This window comes from Nocardia brasiliensis, from assembly GCF_011801125.1.
Classification (GTDB): domain Bacteria; phylum Actinomycetota; class Actinomycetes; order Mycobacteriales; family Mycobacteriaceae; genus Nocardia; species Nocardia brasiliensis_C.
Window position 1 is genome coordinate 1621773 of the sequence record NZ_CP046171.1, and the last position, 25749, is coordinate 1647521.

The 25749-nt window shown below is 68.1% G+C and carries 21 protein-coding genes and 1 riboswitch; of the genes, 16 read left to right on the forward strand and 5 right to left on the reverse strand.

Annotated features, from left to right (window positions below):
- Positions 1 to 21: 21 nt before the first annotated feature.
- The 6 genes from F5X71_RS07325 to F5X71_RS07350 are packed head-to-tail and all read left to right on the forward strand — an operon-like array spanning position 22 to position 6323.
- A complete protein-coding gene (locus tag F5X71_RS07325) occupies positions 22 to 1533 on the forward strand; it encodes an FAD-dependent monooxygenase (RefSeq protein WP_238815767.1) in 1512 nt (503 codons plus the stop codon).
- Positions 1530 to 2441, forward strand: a complete 912-nt coding sequence (locus F5X71_RS07330; protein ID WP_167461252.1) for an alpha/beta hydrolase — start codon at positions 1530 to 1532, stop codon at positions 2439 to 2441. Before F5X71_RS07325 ends, F5X71_RS07330 begins: the two co-directional genes overlap by 4 nt.
- Positions 2442 to 2472: 31 nt before the next feature.
- Positions 2473 to 3342, forward strand: coding sequence for a glucose-1-phosphate thymidylyltransferase RfbA (gene rfbA, locus F5X71_RS07335; RefSeq protein WP_167461253.1), 870 nt, complete (start codon positions 2473 to 2475; stop codon positions 3340 to 3342).
- A 56-nt stretch (positions 3343 to 3398) separates the two neighbouring features.
- A complete protein-coding gene (locus F5X71_RS07340; RefSeq protein ID WP_167461254.1) occupies positions 3399 to 4520 on the forward strand; it encodes a DegT/DnrJ/EryC1/StrS family aminotransferase in 1122 nt (373 codons plus the stop codon).
- Between the two features lie 2 nt (positions 4521 to 4522).
- Positions 4523 to 5899 carry an NDP-hexose 2,3-dehydratase family protein gene (locus F5X71_RS07345; RefSeq protein ID WP_238815768.1) on the forward strand — a complete coding sequence of 459 codons (1377 nt, stop codon included), beginning with the start codon at positions 4523 to 4525 and terminating at the stop codon, positions 5897 to 5899.
- Positions 5892 to 6323 (forward strand): nuclear transport factor 2 family protein, encoded by a 432-nt coding sequence (locus F5X71_RS07350; protein WP_167461256.1) that lies wholly within the window; start codon positions 5892 to 5894, stop codon positions 6321 to 6323. The genes F5X71_RS07345 and F5X71_RS07350 overlap by 8 nt, the downstream gene beginning before the upstream one ends.
- A gap of 5 nt (positions 6324 to 6328) precedes the next feature.
- On the opposite strand, the gene F5X71_RS07355 is transcribed toward F5X71_RS07350, so the two are convergent.
- The gene (locus F5X71_RS07355; RefSeq protein WP_167461257.1) at positions 6329 to 7060 is read right to left on the reverse strand and encodes a response regulator transcription factor; all 732 of its coding nucleotides are present in this window, start codon (positions 7058 to 7060) and stop codon (positions 6329 to 6331) included.
- Positions 7061 to 7737: 677 nt separating this feature from the next.
- On the opposite strand from F5X71_RS07355, the gene F5X71_RS07360 reads away from it, so the two are divergent.
- The gene (locus F5X71_RS07360) at positions 7738 to 8451 is read left to right on the forward strand and encodes a response regulator transcription factor (protein WP_167461258.1); all 714 of its coding nucleotides are present in this window, start codon (positions 7738 to 7740) and stop codon (positions 8449 to 8451) included.
- Between the two features lie 33 nt (positions 8452 to 8484).
- On the opposite strand, the gene F5X71_RS07365 is transcribed toward F5X71_RS07360, so the two are convergent.
- The gene (locus F5X71_RS07365; RefSeq protein WP_167461259.1) at positions 8485 to 9168 is read right to left on the reverse strand and encodes an NAD(P)-dependent oxidoreductase; all 684 of its coding nucleotides are present in this window, start codon (positions 9166 to 9168) and stop codon (positions 8485 to 8487) included.
- Between the two features lie 26 nt (positions 9169 to 9194).
- Positions 9195 to 9839: a TetR-like C-terminal domain-containing protein gene (locus F5X71_RS07370; RefSeq protein WP_167461260.1), complete on the reverse strand. Its 645-nt coding sequence runs from the start codon at positions 9837 to 9839 to the stop codon at positions 9195 to 9197.
- A gap of 110 nt (positions 9840 to 9949) precedes the next feature.
- Between F5X71_RS07370 and F5X71_RS07375 the strand changes: the two genes are divergently transcribed.
- The 7 genes from F5X71_RS07375 (at position 9950) to F5X71_RS07405 (ending at position 22207) form a co-directional block, all read left to right on the forward strand.
- On the forward strand, positions 9950 to 11398 hold the full coding sequence (locus F5X71_RS07375) for an FAD-binding oxidoreductase (protein ID WP_203218270.1): 1449 nt from the start codon (positions 9950 to 9952) through the stop codon (positions 11396 to 11398).
- 94 nt (positions 11399 to 11492) lie between these two features.
- Positions 11493 to 12464 (forward strand): pyridoxamine 5'-phosphate oxidase family protein, encoded by a 972-nt coding sequence (locus F5X71_RS07380; protein WP_167461261.1) that lies wholly within the window; start codon positions 11493 to 11495, stop codon positions 12462 to 12464.
- 115 nt (positions 12465 to 12579) lie between these two features.
- A complete protein-coding gene (locus F5X71_RS07385) occupies positions 12580 to 15600 on the forward strand; it encodes an alpha-mannosidase (RefSeq protein WP_167461262.1) in 3021 nt (1006 codons plus the stop codon).
- Between the two features lie 155 nt (positions 15601 to 15755).
- A riboswitch (cobalamin riboswitch) is annotated at positions 15756 to 15941 on the forward strand.
- Positions 15942 to 15957: 16 nt separating this feature from the next.
- On the forward strand, positions 15958 to 17544 hold the full coding sequence (locus F5X71_RS07390; RefSeq protein WP_167461263.1) for an ABC transporter substrate-binding protein: 1587 nt from the start codon (positions 15958 to 15960) through the stop codon (positions 17542 to 17544).
- Positions 17508 to 18521 carry an ABC transporter permease gene (locus tag F5X71_RS07395; RefSeq protein ID WP_238815769.1) on the forward strand — a complete coding sequence of 338 codons (1014 nt, stop codon included), beginning with the start codon at positions 17508 to 17510 and terminating at the stop codon, positions 18519 to 18521. The genes F5X71_RS07390 and F5X71_RS07395 overlap by 37 nt, the downstream gene beginning before the upstream one ends.
- Positions 18518 to 20776, forward strand: a complete 2259-nt coding sequence (locus tag F5X71_RS07400; RefSeq protein ID WP_167461264.1) for an ATP-binding cassette domain-containing protein — start codon at positions 18518 to 18520, stop codon at positions 20774 to 20776. Before F5X71_RS07395 ends, F5X71_RS07400 begins: the two co-directional genes overlap by 4 nt.
- 282 nt (positions 20777 to 21058) lie before the next feature.
- On the forward strand, positions 21059 to 22207 hold the full coding sequence (locus tag F5X71_RS07405) for a serine hydrolase domain-containing protein (RefSeq protein WP_167461265.1): 1149 nt from the start codon (positions 21059 to 21061) through the stop codon (positions 22205 to 22207).
- Between the two features lie 33 nt (positions 22208 to 22240).
- Here F5X71_RS07405 and F5X71_RS07410 read toward each other — a convergent pair whose 3' ends face one another.
- Complete coding sequence (locus tag F5X71_RS07410) at positions 22241 to 22909, reverse strand: dioxygenase (protein WP_167461266.1); 669 nt, start codon at positions 22907 to 22909, stop codon at positions 22241 to 22243.
- Between the two features lie 330 nt (positions 22910 to 23239).
- On the reverse strand, positions 23240 to 24133 hold the full coding sequence (locus tag F5X71_RS07415; RefSeq protein ID WP_167461267.1) for an NADP-dependent oxidoreductase: 894 nt from the start codon (positions 24131 to 24133) through the stop codon (positions 23240 to 23242).
- A 540-nt stretch (positions 24134 to 24673) separates the two neighbouring features.
- Here F5X71_RS07415 and F5X71_RS07420 point away from each other — a divergent pair.
- Both F5X71_RS07420 and F5X71_RS07425 read left to right on the forward strand, forming a co-directional pair.
- Positions 24674 to 24811 (forward strand): hypothetical protein, encoded by a 138-nt coding sequence (locus F5X71_RS07420; protein ID WP_167461268.1) that lies wholly within the window; start codon positions 24674 to 24676, stop codon positions 24809 to 24811.
- Between the two features lie 23 nt (positions 24812 to 24834).
- The gene (locus tag F5X71_RS07425; RefSeq protein WP_167461269.1) at positions 24835 to 25746 is read left to right on the forward strand and encodes a DUF5995 family protein; all 912 of its coding nucleotides are present in this window, start codon (positions 24835 to 24837) and stop codon (positions 25744 to 25746) included.
- The last annotated feature ends 3 nt before the right edge of the window (positions 25747 to 25749 follow it).

The window sequence follows — 25749 nt, forward strand, 5'->3', positions numbered from 1 at the left end:
GTGCAGACAAGGAGAGCGAACGTGGACACCGATGTGATCGTGGTCGGCGCGGGTCCGACCGGCCTGCTGCTAGCCGGCGAATTACGGCTGGCCGGTGCCGATGTCGTGGTGCTGGAACAACTGCCGGAACCGACAGGCCAGTCCCGCGGCCTCGGCTTCACCGCCCGCGCGATGGAGACCTTCGACCAGCGCGGCCTGCTCGCGGCCGTCGGCGGGCTGGAGCAGAGCCCGATGGGCCACTTCGGCGGCCTGCTGTTCGACTACACGGTGCTGGAGGACTGTCATTTCGGGGCGCGCGGGGTGCCGCAATCGCAGACCGAGGCGGCGCTGGAGCGGTGGGCGGGCGGGCTCGGCGCGGACATCCGGCGGGGCTGGACAGTGACCGGTCTGGATGACGACGGGACCGGCGTCGCGGTAACCGCGCGACTCTGCGGCGGTGAAAAGGTCTTGCGCGCAAGGTATCTCGTCGGCTGCGACGGCGGGCACAGCATCGTGCGCAAACTCGCCGGCTTCGAGTTTCCCGGCACGGCAGGCACTCTCGGCATGTATCTGGCCGACGTGGTCGGTTGCGACATCGCCCCGCGCCCGTTCGGCGAGCGCCTGCCCGGCGGGATGATCATGGCCATGCCGCTGGCGCCCGGCGTGGATCGGGTCGTGGTCTGCGAGCACGAGACACCGGTGGTGCAGCGCGGCACCGAGATCGGCTTCGCCGAGCTCGCCGCGGCGTGGGAACGCATCACGGGGCAGTCGATCGCCCACGGCCGCGCGGCGTGGGCCAGTTCGTTCTCCGACGCCACCCGGCAGGCGGCGGAATACCGCAGGGGCCGCGTGTTCTTGGCGGGCGACGCGGCACATATCCACCTCCCGGCGGGCGGTCAGGGGTTGAGCACCGGTGTTCAGGACGCGGCCAATCTCGGGTGGAAACTCGGCGCCGTGGTGCGCGGATCGGCCGGGCCGGAGCTGCTCGACACCTACCACGACGAACGTCATCCGGTCGGCGCCCGGCTGCTGGACAACACCCGGGTGCAAGGGATGCTCTATATCACCGGGGCCGAGGCGGATCCGCTGCGCGAGCTGTTCACGGAGCTGATCGCCTACGACGACACCAAGCGCTACCTCGCGGGCGCGGTGAGCGGGCTCGACATCCGATACGAGTCGAATCCTTCCGCACATCCGTTGCAGGGCAGGCGGATTCCGCCACGGCCGGTGCGCACGTCGAATGGCCCGACCACGACCACCGAACTGCTGCATCCGGCGCGCGGTGTGCTGCTGGACCTTGTCGGCGACAGCGCGTTGCAGGACGCCGCGGCACCGTGGCGGGACCGGGTCACCGCCGTCGGCGCCGAGCTGTCCGAGCGGCGCGGTCTCGAGGACGTGACCGCCGTGCTGATCCGCCCGGACGGCTACGTGGCGTGGGCGGCGGCCGAACAGCGGGATCGCACGGCGTTGACGGCGGCCCTGCGCCGCTGGTTCGGTCCGGCGGACGGGGTGGCCCGTGCCGGGGCCGCCACGGTCGGCGAGGCGCTGCGGTGACGACCACGGAACTAGCCCGTTCCAGCGGCGTGCGGCCGGTGCTGCTGGATGGCGGCGGGATCACGTTGTCCGCGCTACTCGCTCAGCCCTACGAAGCGCCGCGCGCGACGATCGTGGCGCTGCACGGGGCCGGGATGAGTGCGGGCTACTTCGACGGGCAGGCGACGGCCGAGGTATCGCTGCTCAGTCTCGGTGCGCGCCTCGGCTATACGGTGCTGGCGGTGGACCGGCCGGGCTACGGCCATTCGAGTGCGCAACTGCGCGAAGGACAATCGCAGGCGGCGCAGGCGCGCACCGTGCGGCATGCGCTCGCCGGATTCGCCGCCGAGAACGACCTCGGTGCCGGGATACTGCTGCTGGGACATTCTTTCGGCGGCATGCTCGCGCTGCGGCTGGCCGCCGTGGCATTCGGTACGGCCCGCCTGCTCGGCGTGGACATCTCCGGGTGCGGGCATCGATACGCGCGGCAGCTGTTTCAGCTCGGCGACGCGCGCAGGCGGTCGCTGCGTGGGTGGGGACCGCCGCGGTTGTACCCGCTTGCCACCTTTCGCGCCAGCGCGGCCATCGTCGCGCCGACGCCGGTCCTCGAGCTGGCCGAGGCGCCGCGTTGGCCCATGGTGTTCCCGCGCGTCGCGGCCAAGGTGGCGGTGCCGGTCCGGTGCACCTTCGCCGAACACGAGGGACTGTGGCGCCAGGACCCGAACACGGTGCGGGACATGGCCGCGCGCTTCACCGGTGCGCCGTGCGTGGCGGTGGAGCGGCAGGCGGGCGCCGGGCACAACATCAGCCTGAGTTGGGCCGCACGCGCCTATCACCTGCGGGTGCTCGGATTCCTCGAGGACTGTCTGCACGCCGACGACCGGCAGGCATCCGATCGTCCGATACCGCGCGTCGGGACCGAAGTATGAGGCCGCACAAGCAATCCCGGAGGAGTTGGCGGTGAAGGGGATAATTCTCGCAGGCGGCAGCGGCACCCGCTTGCAACCGGTCACCCGGGCGGTGTCGAAGCAGCTGCTGCCGGTCTACGACAAGCCGATGATCTACTACCCGCTCTCGGTGCTGATGCTGGCCGGTATCACCGATATCGAGATCATCGCAACGCCGGACGATCTGCCGCGGTTCCAGCGGTTGCTCGGTGACGGATCGGCGCTCGGGTTGTGCCTGACCTACGCCGAGCAGGACAAGCCGCGCGGGCTGGCCGACGCGTTCCTGGTCTCCGAGCGGCACATCGGCAACGAGCCGGTGGCCCTGGTGCTGGGAGACAACATCTTTCACGGGCCGGGCTTCGTCGAGGTCCTGCAGCAGAGCAGCCATGAGGTCGACGGATGCGTCCTGTTCGGCTATCCGGTGCTCGACCCGCAACGCTACGGGGTCGCTGAGGTGGATACCGCGGGCAACCTGCTCGATCTGGTGGAGAAGCCCGCCAGGCCGCAGTCGAACCTCGCCGTCACCGGGCTGTACTTCTATCACAACGACGTCGTCGCGATCGCCAAGGAGCTACAGCCCTCCGCGCGTGGCGAATTGGAGATCACCGATGTGAACCGGACCTTCCTGGCACAGGACCGGGCGCGGCTGGTGCGGCTCGGCCGCGGCTTCGTCTGGCTCGACGCGGGCACCCACGAGGCCCTGCTGGAGGCGGGGCAGTACGTGGAGATCATGGAGCGCCGCCAAGGCGTACGGATCGCCTGCATCGAGGAGATCGCCTTGCGCATGGGCTTCATCGACCAGGAGTCGTGCCACCGGCTCGGCCGCAAACTCGCGAAATCACCCTACGGCCGATACGTCATGGACATCGCGGCAGCCGTGTGAGCTGCCCCGGACCGACGACGTTCGTTCCGATCATTCGAATCACCAAGGGAGCATTCATGACCACCCGTGTATGGGACTACCTGCCCGAGTACGAGAAGGAACGGACCGACATCCTCGACGCGGTGCAGACCGTGTTCGGGTCGGGGCAGCTTATTCTCGGCGAGAGCGTGCGCGGCTTCGAGCGCGAATTCGCGGCCTACCACGGGCTCGCGCACTGCACCGGCGTCGACAACGGCACCAACGCACTGAAACTCGGCCTCGAGGCGCTCGGCGTCGGTCCCGGTGACGAGGTGATCACCGTCGCGAACACCGCGGCGCCCACCGTGGTGGCGATCGTCGGCGCGGGCGCGACACCGGTTTTCGTCGATGTGCGCGCCGATGACTTCCTCATGGACACCGATCAGGTGGCAGCGGCGATCACACCGCGTACCAAAGCGATTGTGCCCGTGCATCTTTACGGTCAGTGCGTCGACATGGCGCCGCTGCGGCGGCTGGCCGCCGAACACGGTCTGCAGATCCTGGAGGACTGTGCTCAGGCACACGGCGCACGCCACGGGGACCGCCTGGCGGGCACCATGTCGAACGCCGCGGCATTCTCCTTCTATCCGACCAAGGTGCTCGGCGCCTACGGGGACGGCGGCGCGGTGATCACCGCCGACGAGGTCGTGCAGCGAAATATGCGGCAGCTGCGCTACTACGGCATGGACAAGGTCTACTACGTGATGCGCACGCCGGGCCACAATTCCCGGCTCGACGAGGTGCAGGCGGAGATCCTGCGCCGCAAGCTCGGTCGGCTCGACGAATACATCGCGGGCCGCAATACCGTGGCGCGGCGCTACGAGCAAGGCCTCGGCGACCTGGCCGATTCGCACGGGTTGCTGCTGCCCGCGACGAATCCCGGCAATACCCATGTCTATTACGTGTACGTGGTGCGGCACCCGAAGCGCGACGCGATCATCGAGGCGATGCGCGAGCACGACATTCTGCTCAACATCAGCTACCCGTGGCCGGTGCACACGATGACCGGGTTCGAGCATCTCGGTTGGCGTGCAGGGTCGTTGCCGGTCACCGAGCGGCTGGCGGAGGAGATCTTCTCGCTGCCGATGTATCCGGCGTTGGGCGAGGCCGAGCAGGACCGTGTCATCGAGGTGTTGCGCACCGTCGTGGCGGGGCTGTGAGCGTGCGCTCCGTTCGGACCCGCTCCGACGAGGATCTGTCGGAGCGGCTCGCGCTCTCGGCCGCGGCCACCGAAGCCGGTGCGTGGCTGCGCACCGCGGACTTCCCGGGGTGGCTCGCGCAGCGGGCGGCGGCTAACCGATTCGAGGTGCGGCGCATCCCGTTTCTCGAGATGGATGCCTGGTCCTTCGCGCCGGACACCGGGAACATGCGCCACCGCACCGGAAAGTTCTTCAGCGTCGAGGGGCTCTCGGTGCAGGTGGACGAGGGGGCGGTGCGCGCGTGGCAGCAGCCGATCATCCTGCAACCCGAGGTCGGGATACTCGGCATCCTCGCCAAGGAATTCGACGGTGTGCTGCACTTTCTCATGCAGGCCAAGATGGAGCCGGGCAACCGCAATCTGCTCCAGCTCTCGCCGACGGTGCAGGCCACCCGCAGCAACTACACCGGCGTGCATCGGGGGAGCACCGTCCGATACCTGTCCTACTTCGCCGATCTCGGCGCGGGCCGGGTGCTCGCCGACGTACTGCAGTCCGAACACGGTGCCTGGTTCTATCGCAAGTCGAACCGGAACATGCTGGTGGAGACCACCGATGAGGTCGCGGTGCATCCGGACTTCTGCTGGCTGACCCTCGGCCAGATCGGTGCGCTGCTGCGGGCGGACAACGTGGTGAACATGGACTCGCGCACCGTCATCGCGACCTTTCCGATGCACGGAACCAGCGCTGTCGCACTGCGTTCGGATGCCGAGCTGCAATCGTGGTTCACCGTCGAGCGCGCCAGGCACGACGTGGAGATCTCGCTGATGCCGCTGGCCGAGGTCGCGGGATGGCACCGCGGTGAGTCCCACCTCGGTCGTGCCGACGACAGGTTCTTCCGGCTCATCGCGGTCGAGGTGGCGGCGGGCAGCAGGGAGGTCACCTCGTGGACCCAGCCGCTGTTCGAGCCGCACGGCCAGGGCATCGCCGCCTTCGTCTTCCGTCGGATCGACGGTCTGCCACATCTTTTGGTGCAGGCGAAAGTGGAGGCCGGGTTCCTCGACACCGTCGAGCTGGCGCCGACCGTGCAGTGCGTGCCAGCGAACTGGGACCAGCACCCGCCGTTCCTGGACGTGATCCGTGCCGCCAGTCCGGAGCAGATCCGTTATGACGTAGTGCATTCGGAGGAGGGCGGGCGGTTTCTCAACGCGGAGAGCCGCTACATGTTCGTCGAGGCCGATCTGCCGCTGGCGGTGCCGCGCAACTACTGCTGGGCCACCCCCGCGCAATTGAACTGGCTGGCCGGCCACGGTCACTATCTCAACGTGCAGGCCAGGACGTTGCTGTCGTGCCTCAATGCCGGGGCCGTTTCGCTGAATCAGGATTTCGCACACTATGGTTGACGTTTCAGAGCGCCTGCGGGCAGTCCTCGACCGCGCCGAGCTGGTCGAGCTCTTCGATCGCTACGTGCACCATCTCGACTTCGACCGGGACAACGACGCCTGGCTCGGCGACGTGTTCACAGAAGACGCCGAGCTCGTGTTCCCGCACGGCACCTTTCGCGGCATGGCCGAGCTGCGCGAGTTCCAGCGCATGGCCTACGCGAAGTACCCGCGCTCGCACCATCTCGGCGGCAATCATCGGGTGCTGCGCGACGGCGACACCGCGACCGTGACAGCACATCTCACCGCGGTGCACATCGGCGCGGCGGTGGGCCCGACCGGGCAGATGTCCTTCGGCGGGTTCGGCACGGCCGCCGCGGTGCGTACCGCGGCGGGCTGGCGGATGCGCCGCTTCACCTTCACCTCGGCGTGGACGCGCCCATAACGGTGCTACGCGTGCTGTGCGTCGTATCGGTGACCGATGAAGCGGAAGCCGATACCGCGCACGGTGACGATCCACTCGCTCGCACCGAGCTTCTTGCGGAGGCTGTTGATGTGGGTGTCCACCGTCCGGCTCGACAACGTGCCGTCCCAGATCTCCTCGGTGATCGTGCTGCGCTCGATCACCTTGCCCGGATTGGAGGCGAGCAGGTAGAGCAGGTCGAATTCCTTTCTCGTCGTCTTGACGAGATCTCCGGCCAATTCGACCCTTCTGGCGTCGGCGTCGACCGAGAGTGGACCGTGCCGGATCGAGGTCGCGGGCACCGGGGTGGGCGCCAGACATTCCTCGGGCACGAAGCGGCGCAATACGGCTTGGATCCGCGCGATCAATTCGCGGGCGCCGTATGGCTTCGTGATGTAGTCGTCGGCGCCGGAACGTAATCCGAGCACCCGATCCAGCACCGAGTCCCGCGCGGTCACAATGATGATCGGGACCGCGCTGGTGTCGCGGATGGCGCGGCAGACCTCGATGCCGTCCAGGTCGGACAGATCGACGTCGAGCAACACCAGATCGGCATTGTGGTAACACTCCAGCGCACTGCCCGCGGTGTCGACCGCGGTCACCGAGTAGCCGTGTCGGACGAGGCGCTCGGTCAGCGACCGACGTTCTGCCTCATTGCTTTCCACCAATAGGATGTGGTGGCTCGCCGACCGGTCGGCGTCGAAATTTTGTAGCTCCATATTCCCCCGATAGATCACAGCTCGTACTGCGGATTGCGGTGGGTGAGCGCATTACTCCGACGGGTGCGCCGTCGGGGCTGGGCTGCCCGGTCTTTCTGGAATTACTTCGGCGCGCGGACTTTTCCTTGCCGGGTGGCACACGTGGTGCCCCGTGACCGGAAAGTGATACGCGACAGCCGGGCTGCTCGACGCTGGGCAGCTGGGCTGAGGTAGACTGAAGACGGTCGAATTATGTTGTCGCAGTGCTGATTTGGATGTGCCCTCCATTCCACTCGATGCTGCCCGGAGATCCTATCAGATGGGATGATCCCAGGCCTCTTTATTGTCATGTGACACAACATATGTCGATTGCATCGCCCGATTCCCGCGGGCCGCGGATAGTAGATGACAAGCTAATGATCCAATCTTCGAACAATACGAACTAAACTTGTCGATTCGCGTATCACATAGTGGTGCCCACACTTTCGTGGTCACGATCTGATGAAGCCGCTGTGGTACTGTCGGGTTTGCCGTCGGAGGGCGACCTCCGGTCCGACGGACGCCCAGCTCAGGGCGTGTTTTAACGGTCGCCGTGCTCCAATGCGGGAAAGTTTGGGGGGTATTTCGACGTGCAGTCCGGTCAGCGGAAGTCGACACATGGCCCGATTACTCACCAGGGTGAACGAAGTGCCGCCGCGATGACGAGATGGTCTGTTGGACAACGAATCCTGATTGTCGATGGTAACCCGGCGGCGCGGGCCGAACTCGCGAAATACATGATCAGGCATGGCTATGCGGTTGCCGAGGCGGATTCCGGCCTCGCCGCCGTGGACGCGTGCACCGCGTACGACCTGGTTATCGTGAGTCTCGAACTGCCCGATATGGATGGGCTTTATGTATGCCGGAGTGTCGCTGAGTGCGGCGTACCGATAATCGTCACCGCGGAACGGAAGTCCGAGCTGGACTGCGTGCTCGCGCTGCAGGCCGGGGCGGACGACTATATCGCCAAGCCCTATCACTTCCGTGAACTCGCGGCCAGGGTCGAAGCGCTGATGTGGCGCAGGTCGGCCCGGGTCCGCCGGGCCGAGCCCGCGCTGGAGCACGGGCCGCTGCGCATCGACGCGCTGGCTCGCGAGGTCACCGTGTTCGGCCGCCGGATCGCGCTCACCCGCAAGGAGTTCGACCTGCTGGTACTGCTGGCGGAGAACAGCGGACGGGTGGTGCCCCGGGCCGAGATCATGCGCGCGGTGTGGGGCCACAACTGGTCGCGGCGCACCGCCGATACCCACGTCAGCAGCCTGCGCGCCAAGCTCGGCGCCAGTGAGTGGATCATCTCGGTCCGCGGTGTCGGCTTCAAACTCGTCAGTGACGCCTACCCCGCCACGCACCACCCGATGGTCGATACGGGCTGACGGTGCGCCGGCTCCCCTTGCCATCGGCGCGTGCTATTTCTGTCCGCGCTTGAAGACGTCGGTCAATCGTGGGACACCCTCGGTGGTCACCACGTCGACCGACGCGTTGACGTTGCGGTTCTCGATGACCTCGCGCAGCAGTGCGTCCGCGAGGTCGGCGCGTGCGGTGTAGCGGCCGGGGATGCCCGAGGGACCGATGGTGTAGTCGCTGATCCGGTCGGTGTCGAACAGTCCGGAGGCACGCACGATCGTCCAGTCCAGGCCGCTGTTCTTGACGATGTCCTCCATGCGGCCCATGTCGAAGTACGCCGTGCGGCCCAGGGTGAGCAGGATCGGCAGCAGGACCGTGCGGAAGAGGAAGGTCTCGCCCGGCGCTGCCTTGCCCGCGACGCAGACCGAGCTGACGCACACCAGCCGCCGGACGCCGTGTGTCGCCATGGCGGGCAAGATATTTCCCAGGCCTTCGGAGAAGATCGTCACCGGCTTCATCGTGTATTTCCCGCCGAGGATGGAGATCACCGCATCCTGGCCCGCTATCGCCTGCTTCACCGATTCGGCATCGAGCGCATCCACCTGGACCACCCGCAAATTCGGTGCGGTGAGCGGGAATTCGCCGGGGCGGCGCACCGCGGCGGTGACGGCATAACCTTTGTCGATTGCCTGCTGGATGACCTGTAATCCGGTCGGCCCGCTGGCCCCGAATACAACAAACCTCACCTTGCTTCTCCCACCAGCCGATACAGCTAATTGTCGGTTTTCTCGGTCGCGCCGTGCGGTCGTGTGTCCGCATATCCCGTGAGCAGCGGAATGACCAAAGCGTCGATCACCCGCTCGAAATACGCGCCCTCCATGGGTTCTTCCTTGTCGAGCAGGCGATAGAAGATCATCGCGGGCACGACGTCGGCGATGAGTTCGGTGTCGGCGCCCGGCGCGATTTCGCCGCGTTCGCGCGCCCGGTCCACAATGGCGGCATAGGCCGCGCGGCGGGGCTGCGAGATGACCCGCTCGACGGTTTCGCGCAATTGCTGATCGCGTTTGATCGCCGAGGCGATCGCGGACAGGATCGAATCCCGTTGGCTGCTCGGGTCCAGATACATGGCGCCGACGGCGATCAGGTCCGAACGCAGGCTGCCGGTATCCGGTAGCGGCTCGTCCCAGCTCAGCGCCTGGATCGCGTCGCGCACCAGTTCCGACTTGTCCTTCCAGCGTCGATACACCGTGGCTCGGCCCGCGCCCGCCCTGGCCGCGACGGCGTCCATGGTCAGCCGGTCGTAGCCGACCTCGGGCAGAATCTCGCTGACGGCGGCCAGCAGTGCGCGGTCGCGGTCCGGATCCCGTGGCCTGCCACCGGGTTTCGTCTTTGCCCCGCCGCTCTGTGGTGTCGACACACGGACAGCGTAGCGGTCGAGGAGATACGAAACAAGCGTGTTCTGTATCGCATCTCCATTTATGAAACGAGTGCGTATCGTTTCGTAATGAACCTCTCGGAAGGAATGGAATGAGCGCAGGTCAGGACGGTAAGGGCGGGTCGTTCGAGCTGAGCCGCCGCCGTTTGCTGGTGGTCGGCAGCGGGCTCGCGGTGGCGGCGTGCACGACCGACGGGTCTGGAACGCAGGCGGCCGCGGCCGACGATTCGAAGCTGCGCTCCGCGGTGCGCGGGCGGGTGCTGCTGCCCGGTGACGATGGTTTCGACCTGGCCCGCAAGCCGTGGAACCTGACGGTGGACCAGTCGGTGCGCGCCGTCGTCGAACTCGCCGATGCCGAGGACGCCACGGCGCTGGTGCGCTACGCCAAGGATGCGGGCGCCACGTTGGCGGTTCAGCCGAACGGGCACAATCCCTCGCCCGCGGTGAACGGAACGATCCTCGTACGTACCAAGCGCTTCGACGAGATCCTGGTCGATCCCGTCGCCCGCACCGCGCGGGTGGGGTCCGGCGTTTCCTGGGGGCAGGTGCAGGAGATCGCGAGCGCGCACGGGCTGACCGGCGTTGCGGGCAGCGCACCGGGCGTCGGCATCACCGGATACACCCTCGGCGGCGGATTGAGCTGGTTCGCACGCAAATTCGGCTGGGCCGCCGACAGCGTCACGGCGTTGGAGATCATCGATGCCGACGGTCGCGGCCGCCGGGTCACGGCCGCGTCGGAGCCGGATCTGTTCTGGGCCTTGCGCGGTGGTGGCGGCGACTACGCGCTGGTCACCACCATCGAGTTCACGCTGCACTCGATTCCCGGCCTGTACGGCGGCAAAGTGGTCTGGCCTGCCGAGCGGGCACCGCAGGTGATGGCCGCCTTCCGCGAGGTGACCGCGACGGCGCCGGAGGAACTGACGATCTGGTGGAGTCTGCTGCAATTCGACGGCGCCCCACCGATGGTCGGCATTGATGTCACCTATCTCGGCGACGAGGCGGCCGGTCAGGCACTGCTGCGCCCGTTCGACGGCATCGAGGGCAAGATGCGCGACACCCGCCGCGTGTTGCCGATCGCCGAATTGGGCACCATCACCGGCGAACCTGCCGAGCCGAGCCCGATCCGCTCGCGGATCGAACTGCTCGATGGGCTCACCGATGCCGACGTGGCAGGTCTGCTGGACAAGCCGATGGCGCCGGTGGCCGCGGTGCAGGTCCGCCATCTCGGTGGCCGCCTCGCCGGGCCGTCGGACACCCCGGCGGGCGCGGTCGCCAGTCCCTACTACATCGGCCTGATCGCACCCGAGGTCACGCCGGACATGGCCGCCGCCAACACGACTCGGATGGAGGAGTATCTCACCGCCCTGGGCGCCTCGCGCAGCCGCCGGACACCGCTGACCCTGCTGGGCCCCGGTCAGTCCGCTGCCGACGCCTTCACACCCGACACCCTGGCCCGGCTGCGCGGTATCAAGCGCAGCGTGGACCCACACGGCTTGTTCCGCAGCAACTTCCCGGTCCTCGACCCGAAGTCCGGCCGCTGAGCAACCGGCCGCACGTGGCCGCGGCCCCTCGGTCGCGGCCACGCCGGTACTGGAGAGAAGTGCCGAATTACCGTTCGAACAGGGGGATTACGCCATGTTGCGTGCTCTCGACAGCAATGATCGTGCCACGGCAGGGGTGGTGAGCTGGCCGGACGAGATCGATGACATCCTGGCCGGCGATCTGACCTGCGGTCTCGTCTACTCCACCCCGGCCGGTGGTGCGGTGGTGACCGCGGTCTCGCCCATCGGTCTGCGCGATCGGGCAACGGGGACAATCGGATTCACCACCTCGCTCGGCATGGGCCGGAAGCTGGATCGGATCGCGCGCGAGCCGAAGGTGGCCCTGGCCTACCACAGCCGCGCGCACGGTCTCGGCGATCCCGCGAACCGTCGTTACGTGCTGGTGCAGGGGACGGCCCGTTTCGATCCCGAGCCGGACCGCGGCGTGCTCGACGAGATCGGCGCCAAGTCCGCGCCGTTCATGGGTGAGCGACGGCGGGGCGTCTTCTGGGATCGCTGGCTCAGCGCCTATTACGACGATCGCGTGCTCGTGCAGGTCACCGTGACCCGCATCGTGTGCTGGCCCGATCTGCACGCCGCCGAGTCGCCGGTGGTCTACGGCGCGCCACTGCCGGTCCACCATGTGCCCCCGCAGGTCCGTCCGGCGAAGGGCATCGTGCCCAGGGGGGACGTGACGAAGTCCGCGAATCAGATTGCGCGACTGCCTTATCGGCTCCTCGGCTATCGCGACGACGACGGCTATCCGATGGTGCTTCCGGTGCAGGTGATCGGATCGAGCGATGCCGGTATCCGGTTGTTCACCCCGCGCGGCCTGCCGCCGGGCGGTCGGCGGGCAGGCCTGCTCGCCCACTCCTACCACCCGAAGCTGGTCGGCGTCGAGGTCGGGCAATACACCGGCTGGCTGGAGTCCGATGGCACCGAGGCGGGCTACGCGCCGCACACCCGCTCGGTCATCAAGACCCCGGCGAGCGACACGGTGATGATGCTGGTGTTCGGCTTCCTGGCCCGGCACCGGTTGAAAGCGCGCAGGCGAAGGCAGGCGTAACGGCTCGGCCGGTCCGCCGAACCGCCGTTTCCCGGGAATCCACGGCAGGTACGGCACCGTCACGGAGAATGGGGCAGATCGATGATCAGCGCCTGATCCGATGGGAGCCACCGCCATGCACGACGACCGTCGATTGATCGAAGATCGCCTCGGGCGAGTTCTCGGCGAACGGATCGTACCCGCGATCTACGGCGCGTCGGTGCCGATGCAGGTGTCGATCTGGGGCGCACCGGATGAACCGGTGCCGGTCGCCGATGGCCTTGCCGCGCCGCGCACCCCCACCGCCGCGGGCGCGGCCTGGGGCGCCCCGTGGGGCACCAGCTGGCTCACGGTCGAGGGCACGGTACCCGCCGCGTGGGCGGGCAAGACCGTGGAGGCGATCATCGACCTCGGCTTTGATCGGAACATGCCCGGCTTCCAGTGTGAAGGGCTGGTGTATCTGCCGGACGGATCACCGGTGAAGGGACTGCACCCGCGCAATCAATGGGTGCGGGTGGGGTCTCCGGCGGTGGGCGGCGAGCACGTGCTGCTGCATGTCGAGGCGGCGTCGAACCCGATCATTCCGTTCTTCGGGCCGACGCCGCTCGGCGACAAGTCGACCGCGGGCACCGAGCCGCAATACCGGCTCGGCCGAATGGATCTCGCGGTCTTTCACGACGAGGTCTGGCACCTGGTGCAGGACCTCGAGGTGCTCGGCGAACTGATGCACGAGATGCCGGAGGATCCCGCCCGCCGCTACGACATCGTGCGGGCGATCGAGCGCGCGCTCGACGCCATTGATCTGCAGGACGTGCCCGCCACCGCCGCCGCGGCGCGCGCGTGCCTGGCCGACGCGCTGGCCGCGCCCGCGGTACCGTCGGCACACCGGATTTCGGCGGTCGGGCACGCGCACATCGACTCGGCCTGGCTCTGGCCGCTGCGCGAGACCGTCCGCAAGGTGGCCCGCACCACCGCGAACATGACCGCGCTGCTGGCCGATGATCCCGAGTTCGTCTACGCGATGTCGCAAGCGGCACAGTACGACTTCGTCAAACAGCATCGCCCCGAGGTCTACGCGAAGGTGAAAGCGGCGGTGGCGCAGGGGCGTTTCGTGCCGACGGGCGGGATGTGGGTCGAGGCGGACACGAACATGCCGGGCTCCGAGGCGATGGCACGGCAATTCGTGCACGGCAAGCGGTTCTTCCTCGAGGAGTTCGGGATCGAGAACGAAGAAGCGTGGTTGCCGGACACGTTCGGCTTCGCCGCGGGGCTGCCCCAGATCATCAAGGCGGCGGGCTCCAAATGGCTGCTCACGCAGAAGATCTCCTGGAGCCAGATCAACAAGTTCCCGCATCACACCTTCCTGTGGGAGGGCATCGACGGCACCCGCGTCTTCACCCACTTCCCGCCGGTCGACACCTACAACTGCTCCATGCAGGGCCGTGAGATCGCCCATGCCGCAAGAAATTTCAAAGACAAGGGGCGTGCGTCGATGTCGCTCGCGCCGACCGGCTGGGGTGACGGCGGCGGCGGGACCACGCGGGAGATGATCGCCAAGGCCGCCCGGATGAAGGATCTCGAAGGCTCGCCGAAGGTGGTGTGGGACAAGCCCGTCGACTTCTTCGCGCGGGCGCAGGCGGAGTACGCGAACCCGCCGGTGTGGGTGGGGGAGCTGTACCTCGAACTGCACCGCGCCACCCTGACCAGCCAGGCCAAGACCAAACAGGGTAATCGGCGCAACGAGCACCTGCTGCGCGAAGCCGAGCTGTGGGCCGCGACGGCCGCGGTGCGCAAGGGCGCGCGGTACCCGTACGACGCGCTCGACCGGCTCTGGAAAACGGTGCTGCTGCACCAATTCCACGACATTCTGCCGGGCTCCTCGATCGCCTGGGTGCATCGGGAAGCCGAGCGTACGCACGCGGCGGTGACCGAGGAGCTGACCGCGCTCATCGAAAAGGCGCACCGGCTGCTCGGCGGCGAACAGCCGGGGCCGAATGTGTTCAACCCGGCGCCGCATGCCTGGCGCGGGGTGGCCGCGGGCGGTGCCGGACCCGAACAGTCGGGCCCGCCGTGCGCGGTGGACGAGCGCGCCGACGGCGGATTCGTGCTCGACAACGGTCTGCTGCGGGTGGAGATCGACGCACGCGGTCTCGTGGTGTCCGTGGTCGACCTCGCCAACCAACGCGAGACAGTGCCGCCCGGAGCGGCCGCGAATCTGCTGCAGCTGCACCCCGATCTGCCCAACTCATGGGACGCCTGGGATGTCGATCTGTTCTACCGTAACCGGGTCACTGACCTCACCGAGGCGGACTTCGTTGTGGCGGAAACTGATGCGCCGACCGGTGCCGTGGTGCGAGTCGGCCGGTCGTTCGGTTCGTCCAAGATCGAGCAGACGCTCACGCTGTGTGCGGGCGCGCGCAGCCTCGACATCGATACCAGGGTCGACTGGTACGAGACCGAGAAGTTCCTCAAACTCGCCTTCCCCCTGGACATCCACGCCGATCGCTACGCATCGGAGACCCAGTTCGGGCATCTGTACCGGCCGACGCACACGAATACCAGTTGGGAGTACGCGAAGTTCGAGGCCTGCAATCATCGCTTCGTCCACTTCGCCGAGCCTGGTTGGGGTGTCGGGCTGGTCAACGATGCCACCTACGGCCACGACGTGACCCGCACCGTCCGGCCGGACGGTGGCACGACGACAACGGTGCGGGCTTCGCTGCTGCGCGCCCCGCGCTTCCCCGATCCCGAGACCGATCACGGCACCCACGACTTCCGGCACGCGTTGCTGCCGGGCGCCTCGATCGGGGACGCGGTCGCTGCGGGCTATCGGATCAACCTCGCCCGTCCGACCGCGGGCGTCGCCGATCCGGTCGCACCCCTGTTCACCGTGGACAACGACGCGGTGGTGACCAGCGCGGTGAAACTCGCCGACGACGGCAGTGGCGATGTCGTGCTGCGCGTCTACGAGGCGCACGGCGGCCGGGCGACGGCCTTGGTGACTCCGGATTTCGAGACCGTGCGGCATCAGGTGTGCGATCTGCTGGAGCGGCCGCTGTCCGGTGAGGTTCCGGTGGTCGCGGAGTCCGGCGGAGTTCGGGTGCGGCTGCGCCCTTTTCAGCTCGTCACGCTCCGTTTCGCCCGTGCCGCCGGGTAGTGCGAGCCCGTTGCGGGTGGCCCCGCGCCGGGGTGTAGCGGCGCGGGGCCATCGTGGCTGCCGGTACACGCTCCGGCGCGTCCACGGTAACCCTAAATAAATTATTAGGGAAGCCGAACTCGCCGGGTGTCGACGAAACCCGAGGTGAAGCGACGGTTCCGCGCTCGGGGCCTTGTACTGTTCTCGTCGGCGTAGGGAACACCGGTGCGAATCCGGGGCTGTCCCGCAACTGTCACCGAGGAGCAAACCGCCAGTTCATGGCCACGACCTGCCCAGGTTGGAAGGCCGGCGGTGCGCGTCGAATCGGGAGCCAGGATACCTGCGCCGCGGCAAGGGACGAACACCACGAGGATGGCGATGCACAACTCCACATCGACCGCGCCCGCATTCGGGCGGCGGCGGTTATTGGCCGGCGCGACCGCGCTGGTCGCGTTCGGCGGCGCGTGGGCGCTGACCGGCTGCGGCACCGACGCGAACCCCGGCAACGCACCCGACGGGCCACCCCGGCCCGGCGGACGGTTGCGCACCGCGATCGCGGGCCGCTCGGCGACCGCGGACGTGCTCGACCCGCACCAGGCGGGCAGCTCGGCCGGTGGCGCGGTCTCGAAGAACGTGTGGGACAAGCTGGTCGCCTACAACAACGACCTCACCCTGCGCTATCGCTTGGCGGAGTCGTTGCAGCCCAACGCCGACGGCAGCGAGTGGCGGATCGTCCTGCGGCCCGGTGTGCTCTTCAGCGACGGAACCCCGCTCACCGCGCGGGACGTGCTGTGGAGCTTCGCGCGCATGCTGGACCCGGCGCGGAAGTCCTCCGGTGACCTCGCCATGGTCGACATGGCACGGACCCGCGCCGACGGCGATCTCGGCGTGGTGGTGGCGATGAAAACGCCGCTCGCGGACTTCGGTTCGGTGCTTGCCGGTTGGTACTGCTACATCGTCAAGGACGGCACGACCACCTTCGACGAGCACACCCTGCCGGTGGGCACCGGGCCCTTCGTGCTGGAGCGCTGGTCGCCGGGCGATCGAACGCTGTTGCGGCGCAACGAGCGGCACTGGGACGGTCCGGCGCTGCTGGACGAGGTGGAGATCATCCAGATCGCCGAGACCGAGGCCAGGGTGAACGCCTTCCTTTCCGATCAGGCCGATGTGGTGCACGAGATCTCGTACCTGCAGGCCAGCAATCTGTCCGGCGATCCGGATGTCTCGGTGATCGTGCCGCCCGCCGGGTTGATGGGCGCGTTCCAGATGCGCGTGGATCTCCCACCGTTCGACGACGTGCGAGTGCGGCAGGCGATGCGGTTGGCGGTGGACCGCCAGGCCATGGTCGACTCGGTGTACTACGGCTACGGCGAGGTCGGCAACGACGTGTACGGCAAGGGCGCGCCGTTCTATGCCGATTCGCTGCCGCAACGCACCTACGACCCGCAGCGGGCGCGCGAGCTGCTGCGTGCGGCAGGCCAGGAAAACCTCACGGTCGCACTGCAAACCGCCGACGGCATGCCGGGCATGCTCGAATCCGCGACCCTCTTCGCCGAGCAGGCCAAGGCGGCGGGTATCACGATCCGGCTCGAGTCCGTGCCGGCCGATACCTACTTCTCTCAGGTCAGCGGCAAGTTCCCGCTGACCCACATCGGTTGGTGGAACTACAGTCTCGACTATTTCTACGGCCAGACCATGACCAGCACCTCGCCGAGCAACGGCACCGGGTGGCAGCGGCCGGAATGGGACGCCAAGTTCGCGGCGGCGCGCGCGGCGATGGACCCGCGGCGCCGCCGTCAGCTCTACCTGGAACTGCAGCAATCCCTGTGGGACGAGGGCGGTTACATCCTGCACAGCTTCGCGAAACGACCCGACGCGGCGCGGACGTTCGTGGGCGGGGTGCGCAATGGTGTACCCGGCACGGACGATTGGGCGAACTACGCCACCACCTGGCTGGCTCGCTGACCATCGTGGTCCGCTATGTCGCACTCCGGGTCTGCGCGGGCATCGCCGTACTGCTCGGCGTGGCTCTGCTGGTGTTCGGGTTGTTCGAGACGCTGGATTCCGATGCCGCCACCGTCATCCTGTCCAGGGAGGGCGGCGGCGATCCGGCGCCTGCCCAAGTGGCCGCGCTGCGTGCGCAATTGGGCCTGGACCGGCCCGCGCCCCTTCGATTCGCGGAATGGGCGGGCGATTTCGCGCGCGGCGAGTTCGGCGATTCGCTGATCTCCGGACGTCCGGTGCGCGACGTGCTGTTCGGCAGGTTCGCCAACAGCGCGACGCTGGCGCTGATCACCGCGGCGCTGCTGGTGCCGCTGTCCATCGGGCTCGGCCTTGCGGCGGGCGCGCGGGCCGGTTCGCGGACCGACCGGGTGATCAGCGTCGCCGCGCTCACCGCGGAGTCGGTGCCCTCGTTCGTCTCCGGTGTGCTGCTGGTCGCGACCGTCTCGTTGACATTGCGTCTGCTGCCCGCGGTCTCGCTCCTGCCGACCGGAACCAGCGTGTGGGACCGGCCGGAGATCCTCGTGCTGCCGGTGACCTGTCTGCTGATCGGCTTGTCACCGCACCCGGTGCGGATGGTGCGCGCGCAGACCGCCGAGGTGATGGCGGGTGAGTACATTCTGACCGCGCGGCTCAACGGCGTCGGCGGCGCGCGGCTGTTCCTGCGCCACGTCGCGCCCAACGCGGTGTCGGCGTCGATCCATCCGCTGGCCGGGTCGGTGGTCGGATTGATCGGTGGCGTGGCGGTGGTCGAGACGCTGTTCGGCTATCCGGGCCTGTCCCAGGAACTGTTGCGCGCCATCTCCGCTCGTGACTTTCCGTTCGTCCAATCGACGGCCGTTCTGCTCGCGGCCTTCGGCATCGGGGTCTACCTGCTCGCCGATCTGCTCGCTTTGCTGGTGAGTCCGCTTGCGCGGCAACAGATCGTGGCGGACCGATGAGGCGGCGGCTGCGGACCCCGTGGACGGTGGCCGCCCTGCTCGTGCTGCTTGTGGCCCTGGCCGGACCGTTCTTCGCACCGTACGCGCCGACCACCGCGCACGGGCGCCCGTTCCAACCGCCGAGCGCGCGTCATCTGCTCGGCACCGATGTGGTCGGCCGGGACGTGCTCGCGCGCGTGCTGCACGGGGGACTGTCGCTGGTCGCGATCGCGGGGCTGGCCCTGTTCGTCGCCTACGTCATGGGCCTCGGGCTCGGCTTGCTCGCGGGGCTGCGCCGCGGTGCCGACCGGTGGATCATGCGGCCGGTCGACGCGATCGTCGTCGTGCCGTGGTTCCTGCTGCTCGCGGTGATCGCGACGGCGATCGGCGCGGGGCCCGCCGCGATCGTCGCCGCGACCACTCTGGCGTCGGTACCGTGGATCATCCGCATCGTGCGCACCGCCGTGCTCGAACTCGCGGGCACCGGCTATGTCGAGTCGGCGCGGGCCAGAGGCGAACCGCTGTGGCGGCTCGCGCTGGTCGAGGTGCTGCCGAATCTGCGTGCGGTGCTCCTGGCCGACGCGGGCGTGCGCCTGTCGGCGACCATCTCGATGGTCGCGGTGAGCGGCTTCCTCGGGCTCGGACTGCGTCCGCCCGCGCCGGACTGGGCGCTGATGATCACCGAGAACCGGCCGGGCTTCGGCCGCCAGCCGTTGGCGGTGCTCGCACCCGCGTTGCTGATCATGGTGCTCGTGGTGTCGATCAACCTGGTGGTCGATCGCGTGCTGGGCGCGCACCGGGCGGTGCGGGGCAAGTCGGTGTCGCCTGCGCGGACCGGTGCTTCCGGCGTGCTGGTGCAGCGGCTCACGGTCGTGGATCGGGCGGGTGCTCGAGTGCTGCACGATGTCTCGGTTCACCTGCGGGCCGGTCGCGGCGTCGCGGTCGTCGGCCCGTCCGGCGCGGGCAAGACGACGTTCGTCCGCGCGGTGCTCGGGGCGCTGCCCGCCGGTCTGTGCGCCGAGGGAACGATCGAAGTCGGTGCGGTACCGGGGGATCGGCGTACGGTCGGCTACGTACCGCAGGATCCGGCGGCCGGGCTCAATCCCTCGATGCGGATCGGCACCGCGATCGGTGAGATCGCGCGGCTGCATGAGGACGGCGGCGACAGTGTCGGGCGGGCGCTACGCCGGGTCGGATTACCGGAGGACCGCGGCTTCCGTCGCCGGTTCCCGCACCAGCTCTCGGGCGGCCAGCAGCAACGGGTGCTGCTGGCGATGGCGCTGCTCGGCGAGCCCGCACTGCTCGTGCTGGACGAGCCGACCACCGGGCTCGACGTGCGCACCCGCGACGAACTGGTGGCGACGCTGCGCCGGATCAAGCAGGACGGCACGACCACCCTGCTCGTGATCACCCATGAGATCTCGACCCTGGCCGAGCTGATCGACGACGTGCTCGAATTCGATCAGGGTCGAGTGCGTTCGTTCGCGCCGCTGCAAGACGAAATGCTCTCTTCCGCAACGAGTTCCAGGGCGACGAGAGTGAGCGGTGCGGTGCCGGCGGTGCTGCGGGTCGAGCGGCTGACGACCGGACACGGTCGGCGGCGACGCTTCCGCGCCGCCGCCACCGACCTGTCTTTCACGCTGCACCCTGGCGAATGTCTTGCCCTGACCGGCCGTTCGGGCGCGGGGAAGACCACGGTGGCCCGGGTGCTTGCGGGTCTGCATCCGCCGGTGCGCGGACTTCTCGAACTCGACGGCATGCCCCTGGCGCCCGACGTGGATCGGCGCACCGCCGAGCAGCGTCGCGCGATCCAGTTGATCTATCAGAATCCGGCGACGTCGCTGAATCCGAACTACCGTATCGGGTTCCAGATCGGCAGGCCGCTGCGGCTGCTGCGCGGGCTGTCGGCCGATGCCGCCGAGCGCGAGACGACCCGACTGCTGGAATCCGTTCGGCTCGAACCGAAGCTGGCCGCACGTCGTCCCGGCGAACTCTCCGGCGGGCAACAGCAACGGGTCGCCATCGCGCGCGCCCTCGCCGCCCACCCCAGAATCCTGATCTGCGACGAGATCACCTCGGCGCTGGACGCGGGCGCGCGCGCAACCGTGCTGGAGCTGCTCGACGAACTGCGCCGAGATGGCCTGTCCCTCCTCGTGATCAGTCACCAGTCCGAGGTGCTCGACCGTTTGGCCGACACCACCCTCGCACTGGCCGCCGCGGACCGGCCGCACGACGATCAGGCGAGCTGGTCCTTGTCCCTCGGGAGCCAGACCTGAAGATTCGCCGGATCGAACGGAATCGAGATGTGCTCGTGGGTGACCAGCCGCCTGCTCGACTCGCGGCGCAGGCAGTGATGGGGACGGACGGCCCGCAGTTCTTGCCTCGATCAGCGCGGTGAGCCGGGCCGAGACCGGGGCCGCGCGACAGTTGTCGATCACGGCTGGCGTCGCAGGTGGCAGGTACCACGGGGTGAGCTGGGGGCCGGGATTCGATACCGGAGAGGGATCTCGTCTTGTGGACCGCGCGGATAGATTGTCGCGGATTCGAGAGGGGACGCGATGCGGTCAACGATGGTGGCGGTGCTGGCACTGGCTCTGGTGGTCGGTGGGTGTGGAGGTAGCGCGGAAAGTACTGTGCTGCAACAGGATGTCGATGCGATCGTCGCCGTGGGCACCACCGGCGTGCAGGCCAGGGTGGTCGACACCGAGGCAAGCACCGATCGGTTCGCGGTGGGTGGTCGCGCGGATATCGATGTCACGGAACCGGTTTCGCCGGAGGGATATTTCCGGATCGGGAGCCTGACGAAGACGATGGTCGCGACCGTGGTGCTGATGCTGGTCGGCGAAGGACGTCTCGGGCTCGACGACCCGGTGCAGCGATGGCTGCCGGATATGTTGTACGGCAACGGTTACGACGGGAACCGGATCACCATCCGGCATCTGCTCCAGCACACCAGCGGCCTGCACGATGCCCCGCTGGACATGCGCACCGCCGAGGACTATCAACGCCTCCGCTATCAGGCGCGCACTCCGCAGCAGGCGGTGGCCGCCGCCCTGCGGCACGCACCCGATTTCGCCCCGGGCGATGGCTGGTCGTACTCCAACACCGGCTACGTCGTGCTGGGTCTGATCATCGAACAGGTGGCGCACCGCCCTTGGCATGCGGAGGTCGGCGCGCGGATTCTCGAACCCCTCGGGCTGCGTGCCACTCGGTGGCCGGGCGACGAGCCGACGCTGCCCGACCCACATGCCAAGGGCTACCAGCAATTCGAGGTGGACGGCCCGATGGTGGAGGTCACCGAACTGGTGGACGCCGACGCCTCCGGCGGTTACCTGTCGACCACTGCGGATGTCGGTACCTTCTATCGAAGCCTGTTGGGCGGCAAACTGTTACGACCTGAGCAGCTCGCGCAGATGCGCACCACGGTGCCGGTCGGGGGCGTCATAGCCGAAGCGTGGCCTGGCGTGCGTTACGGACTCGGTCTGTTCTCGGTTCCGCTGTCCTGCGGTGGTGTCTACTGGATGCACAACGGCGGCCAGACAGGCTATCTCACCAATGCCGGCGTCACCGAGATGGGTGCCCGCAGTGTCGTCGTCTCCCTCACCGGCCTCCTGGCCGCCGGTGACGAAGACATCACGCGCAGTGCGGGTTTCGCGCAGTTGCAGGCCGCCAACACGCTGACCGATCACGCACTCTGTGCGGGATGAGCCGGGAGTCGGCGGCCGCAACTGTCTGGACACTCAGCGGAAGTTCAAGATGAAGTCGAAGGTGCCCTCCTTGCCCGTCGGCACCGTGCGCACCGTCATCAGCAGGCGCCGGTCGAAGATGGAGTCGGTGTTGTTGCGCGGCTCACCGGGGAAGTAGAGCTGGGTGGTCAAGATGCGCTGGTTGGGCGCCTGTACCTTCACGTGGATGTGGCGGGTGCGGCCGGGGTAGAGGCCGGGCACGATGGTCGACAGGCTGAAATGGCCGTTCGCGTCGGTGAATTGGTGTCCGCGCCAGTTGAATCCAGAATTGTCGTAGGCGCCCGCGTTGTCGGCCTGCCAGAAGTCCAGCAGGGTCTGGGCCACCGGACGGCAGGAACGGGTGAACACGTAACCGCTGACCGTCAAGCGAGTGCCCGGTGCGCCGGGGAGCACCAGGTCGCTGCGCCTCGGCGAATTCGGTTTGAAGTAGGGGCCTTCGGTCTGCGCGATGGTGGCGGCATCCCCGTCGTGGCAGGCGGGGGTCGGCGCCAGGTCGTCCGGGACGGCCTGGACATTCGGGGCGGCGTTACCGCTGGTCGCCGTGGTCGCGGCGGTTACGGCCGCCGCGGCGGGTACCGCGAGCAGGCCCAGTTGCAGTAGGCGTTTGCGGGTGATCGCCTGGGGGATCTCGGCGTCGTCGTTCGAGTCGGGTCGAGTGGTCATGATCTGTCATCTCCTCGCGGGAACGGAGGGGCCGACGGGTGCGGCGGTCCTCCGGCGTCGCCGACGGCCTCGATCATGGCGCGCTTCGCCGACCCGGGCCGGGGGTGCGGGCGCATCGGCTGATGAGCGAAGACTTTGTCGGTGAATGTATTTCAAATTTGAACGCAAGAAAACGATAGGTCGGCGCCTGGGGAGCGAACAAGAAGTGCCGGGCGGGGGAGTCGCGACGGCCGTGATATAGATGCGGAAATGCTCTGTGCTGCAAGCATTTTCATCGGACGAGGGAGCCTGCGTTCGGTGCGTCCCCAGTGACCCCCAGTTGTCCTGGGGTCAGACGAGAAGCACCCGGCGTCCGCGGGTGTGTCCGGACTGGCTGTCCGCGTGTGCCGCCGCGGCGTCCGCGAGCGAATATGACTGGGCTACCGGGATATACAGCTTCTTGCGTGCGATCAGATCGACGGCAACCGCCAGCGCATCCGGCATGCTGCCGCCGACGCCGGCGAACCGGATGCCGAGCATCGGCGCCTCCAGGTCGGCTATGGTGACCACCTTGTCCGGGCTACCGGTCAGGTCCAGGAGCCCGCGCAGCACGCCCGTGCCGTTCAGGTCGAGCGCGGCGTCGACGCGGCCGAGTCGGCGTACCCGTTCGACCCAGCCGTCGCCGTAGGTGGTGGCAAGGGCGCCCAGGCCGCGCACGTAGTCCAGATTCGCCGCCCCGGCGGTGCCGATCACGGTGATGCCGCGCTCGCGGGCGATCTGCAGCACCGCGGAACCGACGCCGCCCGCCGCGCCGCTGACCAGTAGCGTCTGCCCGGCACGGACATCGACCATGCGCAGGGTGCGCAGCGCGGTCTCGACCACGGACGGATATCCGGCCGCCTCGGCGAAGCCGACGCCGTCCGGGATGCGCGCCCACGACGACAGCACCGCGAACTCGGCGTAGGTATTCGTGCCACGGCCGAGTACCTGCGTGCCGATCTCGACGTCGGTCACGCCGTCGCCGACCTCGTCCACCACGCCCGCGGCATCCTGCCCGACGCCCGAGGGCAGGTCGATCGGCCGGATGCGCCGGAACTGACCCGCGCGGGTCCGCCAATCGTGCGGATTCACCCCTGCCGCTCGCACGGCGATGCGGACCTGGCCCGGACCCGGGTGTGGTTCGGCTATTTCGGTCAGGTCCAGAACTTCCGGGCCGCCGTACTCGGCGAAGCGCACTGCTTTCATGATCCGAATATAGGGCTAACTGTTAGTGTTTTGCAATCGGTATTGTTTAGTACCGAATGCGATTTGTAACTGGTGGATCGGGAACAGCGCCGAGTCCGCTAGCGGCCGATCGGCCAGGACCAGCTGTAGCGCAGCGGTCCGACGTGCCCGAAACCCAGTGTGGCCCGGCAGATCTGCTCCTTCACTGTGGCGGCGACACGGCCGATGACCACCGGGGCCGCGGTCGGTCGGCCAGGTTCGAGGACTGGATCAGGGCGTTGTCCCGGCGTAGATCAGGTAGTCGTATTCGAACTCCGCCCGCGGATTGACCAGCGTGACCTCCGTATTCCCGCGAGCCGGCCGGGTAGCGGCCGCGACCCCCGCCCCATCCTTCCCCGGGGACAAGGTCCAGCGTGTGGGTGGTCGGTGCCGAAGACATCGGTCGTGGTCCTGCACGGCGCGGCGAACCGCGCCGGATATGAACCATCTAGTTGTTGATCATGGCGTTTTCCTGCATCTTTCCCGCATGGTGGTAGCAGTCCAGGAAAGGAATCCATAACCATGTCCAGCCTCCTTGTGCCCGTCGCCAGCAGCCTCGAGTATTGGAATGATCCGGCTCGGATGTTCGGTGCGCTGGTCCAGAGCATCGGGCAGCTCCTGTCGGTGCTGCCGTCTGCCTTCGGCAGCTCCGCCCGCTGACGGGCCGGGTAGTGGTGCGCACCGTGTTGGCGTGGCGGTCCGTGCGGGCGGCGCTCGCCGGTTTGACCCTCGCCGCGCTGCTCCTGCCCGCGGCCGCGCCGGTGTCGGCCACACCGGTGTCGCCCGCGCCCGCGGTCGCACCGGCGGTGTGCGGGACCGCGCTGTCGGCCGCCGAGCTGGATACTGTTGCGCGGCTGTCGGATACGTCGCGGCTGACCGGTGACTCGCTGACCCGGCTGGAGTCGGCGACCGCGGGACTGCGCGAGATCACCGCCATCCTGGTGGCGCACCGGGACCGGCGTGGACTGTTCGGTGTCGGCCTGGACGGGGTGGAGCAGGTCGTCGTCATGCCGTTGCAGCGCGACCCGGCGGCGTTCGAGGACCGCGAGTACGCGCATCGGATCAGCCTCGACCTGTTGACCCGCTATCTGGACAACCTGCACGCCGAATTCACCGGCGGCGTCGTCGCACCGCACTGGGCGCGTTACTTCGCGCTGGCGCGTCAGTGCGAGGTTTCCGGTGCGCGCGCGGCGATGGAGGGATACTCCGCGCATCTGGCGGTCGATCTGGCGTATTCCGTTGCCGCGGTGGGTAGTACGTGGGGCAACGCACGCGACTACTTCAAGATCGTCGCCGCCATCGCCGACGCGGGCGCGGTCATCATCGACCGTACCAACCAGGTGTACGGAGCGGACCTGGGTCCGCTGTGGCGGTTCTACTTCGTCGGTGCGGGGCTGGACCTGCTGGTCGGCCGAGGTGTGGCGACCCGGCCGTTGCTGGTGCTGGCCGACCTCGGCGCCAATGTGGTCGTATTCGGCAACGGTCTCGCGCTGCAGGATCCGGCACTGCACGACGCCGCCGCGGCCGAGATCACCGCGCTGTCCGACGCGGCGAGCGTCGCGTTCGAGGTACTGGCCGCGGCCAACGCGCTGTAGTCG

Coding starts and splice junctions, on each gene's coding strand:
- F5X71_RS07340 (WP_167461254.1), top strand. CDS start 3,399: ATGACCACCCGTGTATGGGACTACCTGCCCGAGTACGAGAAGGAACGG.
- F5X71_RS07415 (WP_167461267.1), bottom strand. CDS start 24,133: ATGAAAGCAGTGCGCTTCGCCGAGTACGGCGGCCCGGAAGTTCTGGAC.
- F5X71_RS07410 (WP_167461266.1), bottom strand. CDS start 22,909: ATGACCACTCGACCCGACTCGAACGACGACGCCGAGATCCCCCAGGCG.
- F5X71_RS07355 (WP_167461257.1), bottom strand. CDS start 7,060: ATGGAGCTACAAAATTTCGACGCCGACCGGTCGGCGAGCCACCACATC.
- F5X71_RS07360 (WP_167461258.1), top strand. CDS start 7,738: ATGACGAGATGGTCTGTTGGACAACGAATCCTGATTGTCGATGGTAAC.
- F5X71_RS07380 (WP_167461261.1), top strand. CDS start 11,493: ATGTTGCGTGCTCTCGACAGCAATGATCGTGCCACGGCAGGGGTGGTG.
- F5X71_RS07385 (WP_167461262.1), top strand. CDS start 12,580: ATGCACGACGACCGTCGATTGATCGAAGATCGCCTCGGGCGAGTTCTC.
- F5X71_RS07350 (WP_167461256.1), top strand. CDS start 5,892: ATGGTTGACGTTTCAGAGCGCCTGCGGGCAGTCCTCGACCGCGCCGAG.
- F5X71_RS07405 (WP_167461265.1), top strand. CDS start 21,059: ATGCGGTCAACGATGGTGGCGGTGCTGGCACTGGCTCTGGTGGTCGGT.
- F5X71_RS07400 (WP_167461264.1), top strand. CDS start 18,518: ATGAGGCGGCGGCTGCGGACCCCGTGGACGGTGGCCGCCCTGCTCGTG.
- F5X71_RS07390 (WP_167461263.1), top strand. CDS start 15,958: ATGCACAACTCCACATCGACCGCGCCCGCATTCGGGCGGCGGCGGTTA.
- F5X71_RS07375 (WP_203218270.1), top strand. CDS start 9,950: ATGAGCGCAGGTCAGGACGGTAAGGGCGGGTCGTTCGAGCTGAGCCGC.
- F5X71_RS07420 (WP_167461268.1), top strand. CDS start 24,674: ATGTCCAGCCTCCTTGTGCCCGTCGCCAGCAGCCTCGAGTATTGGAAT.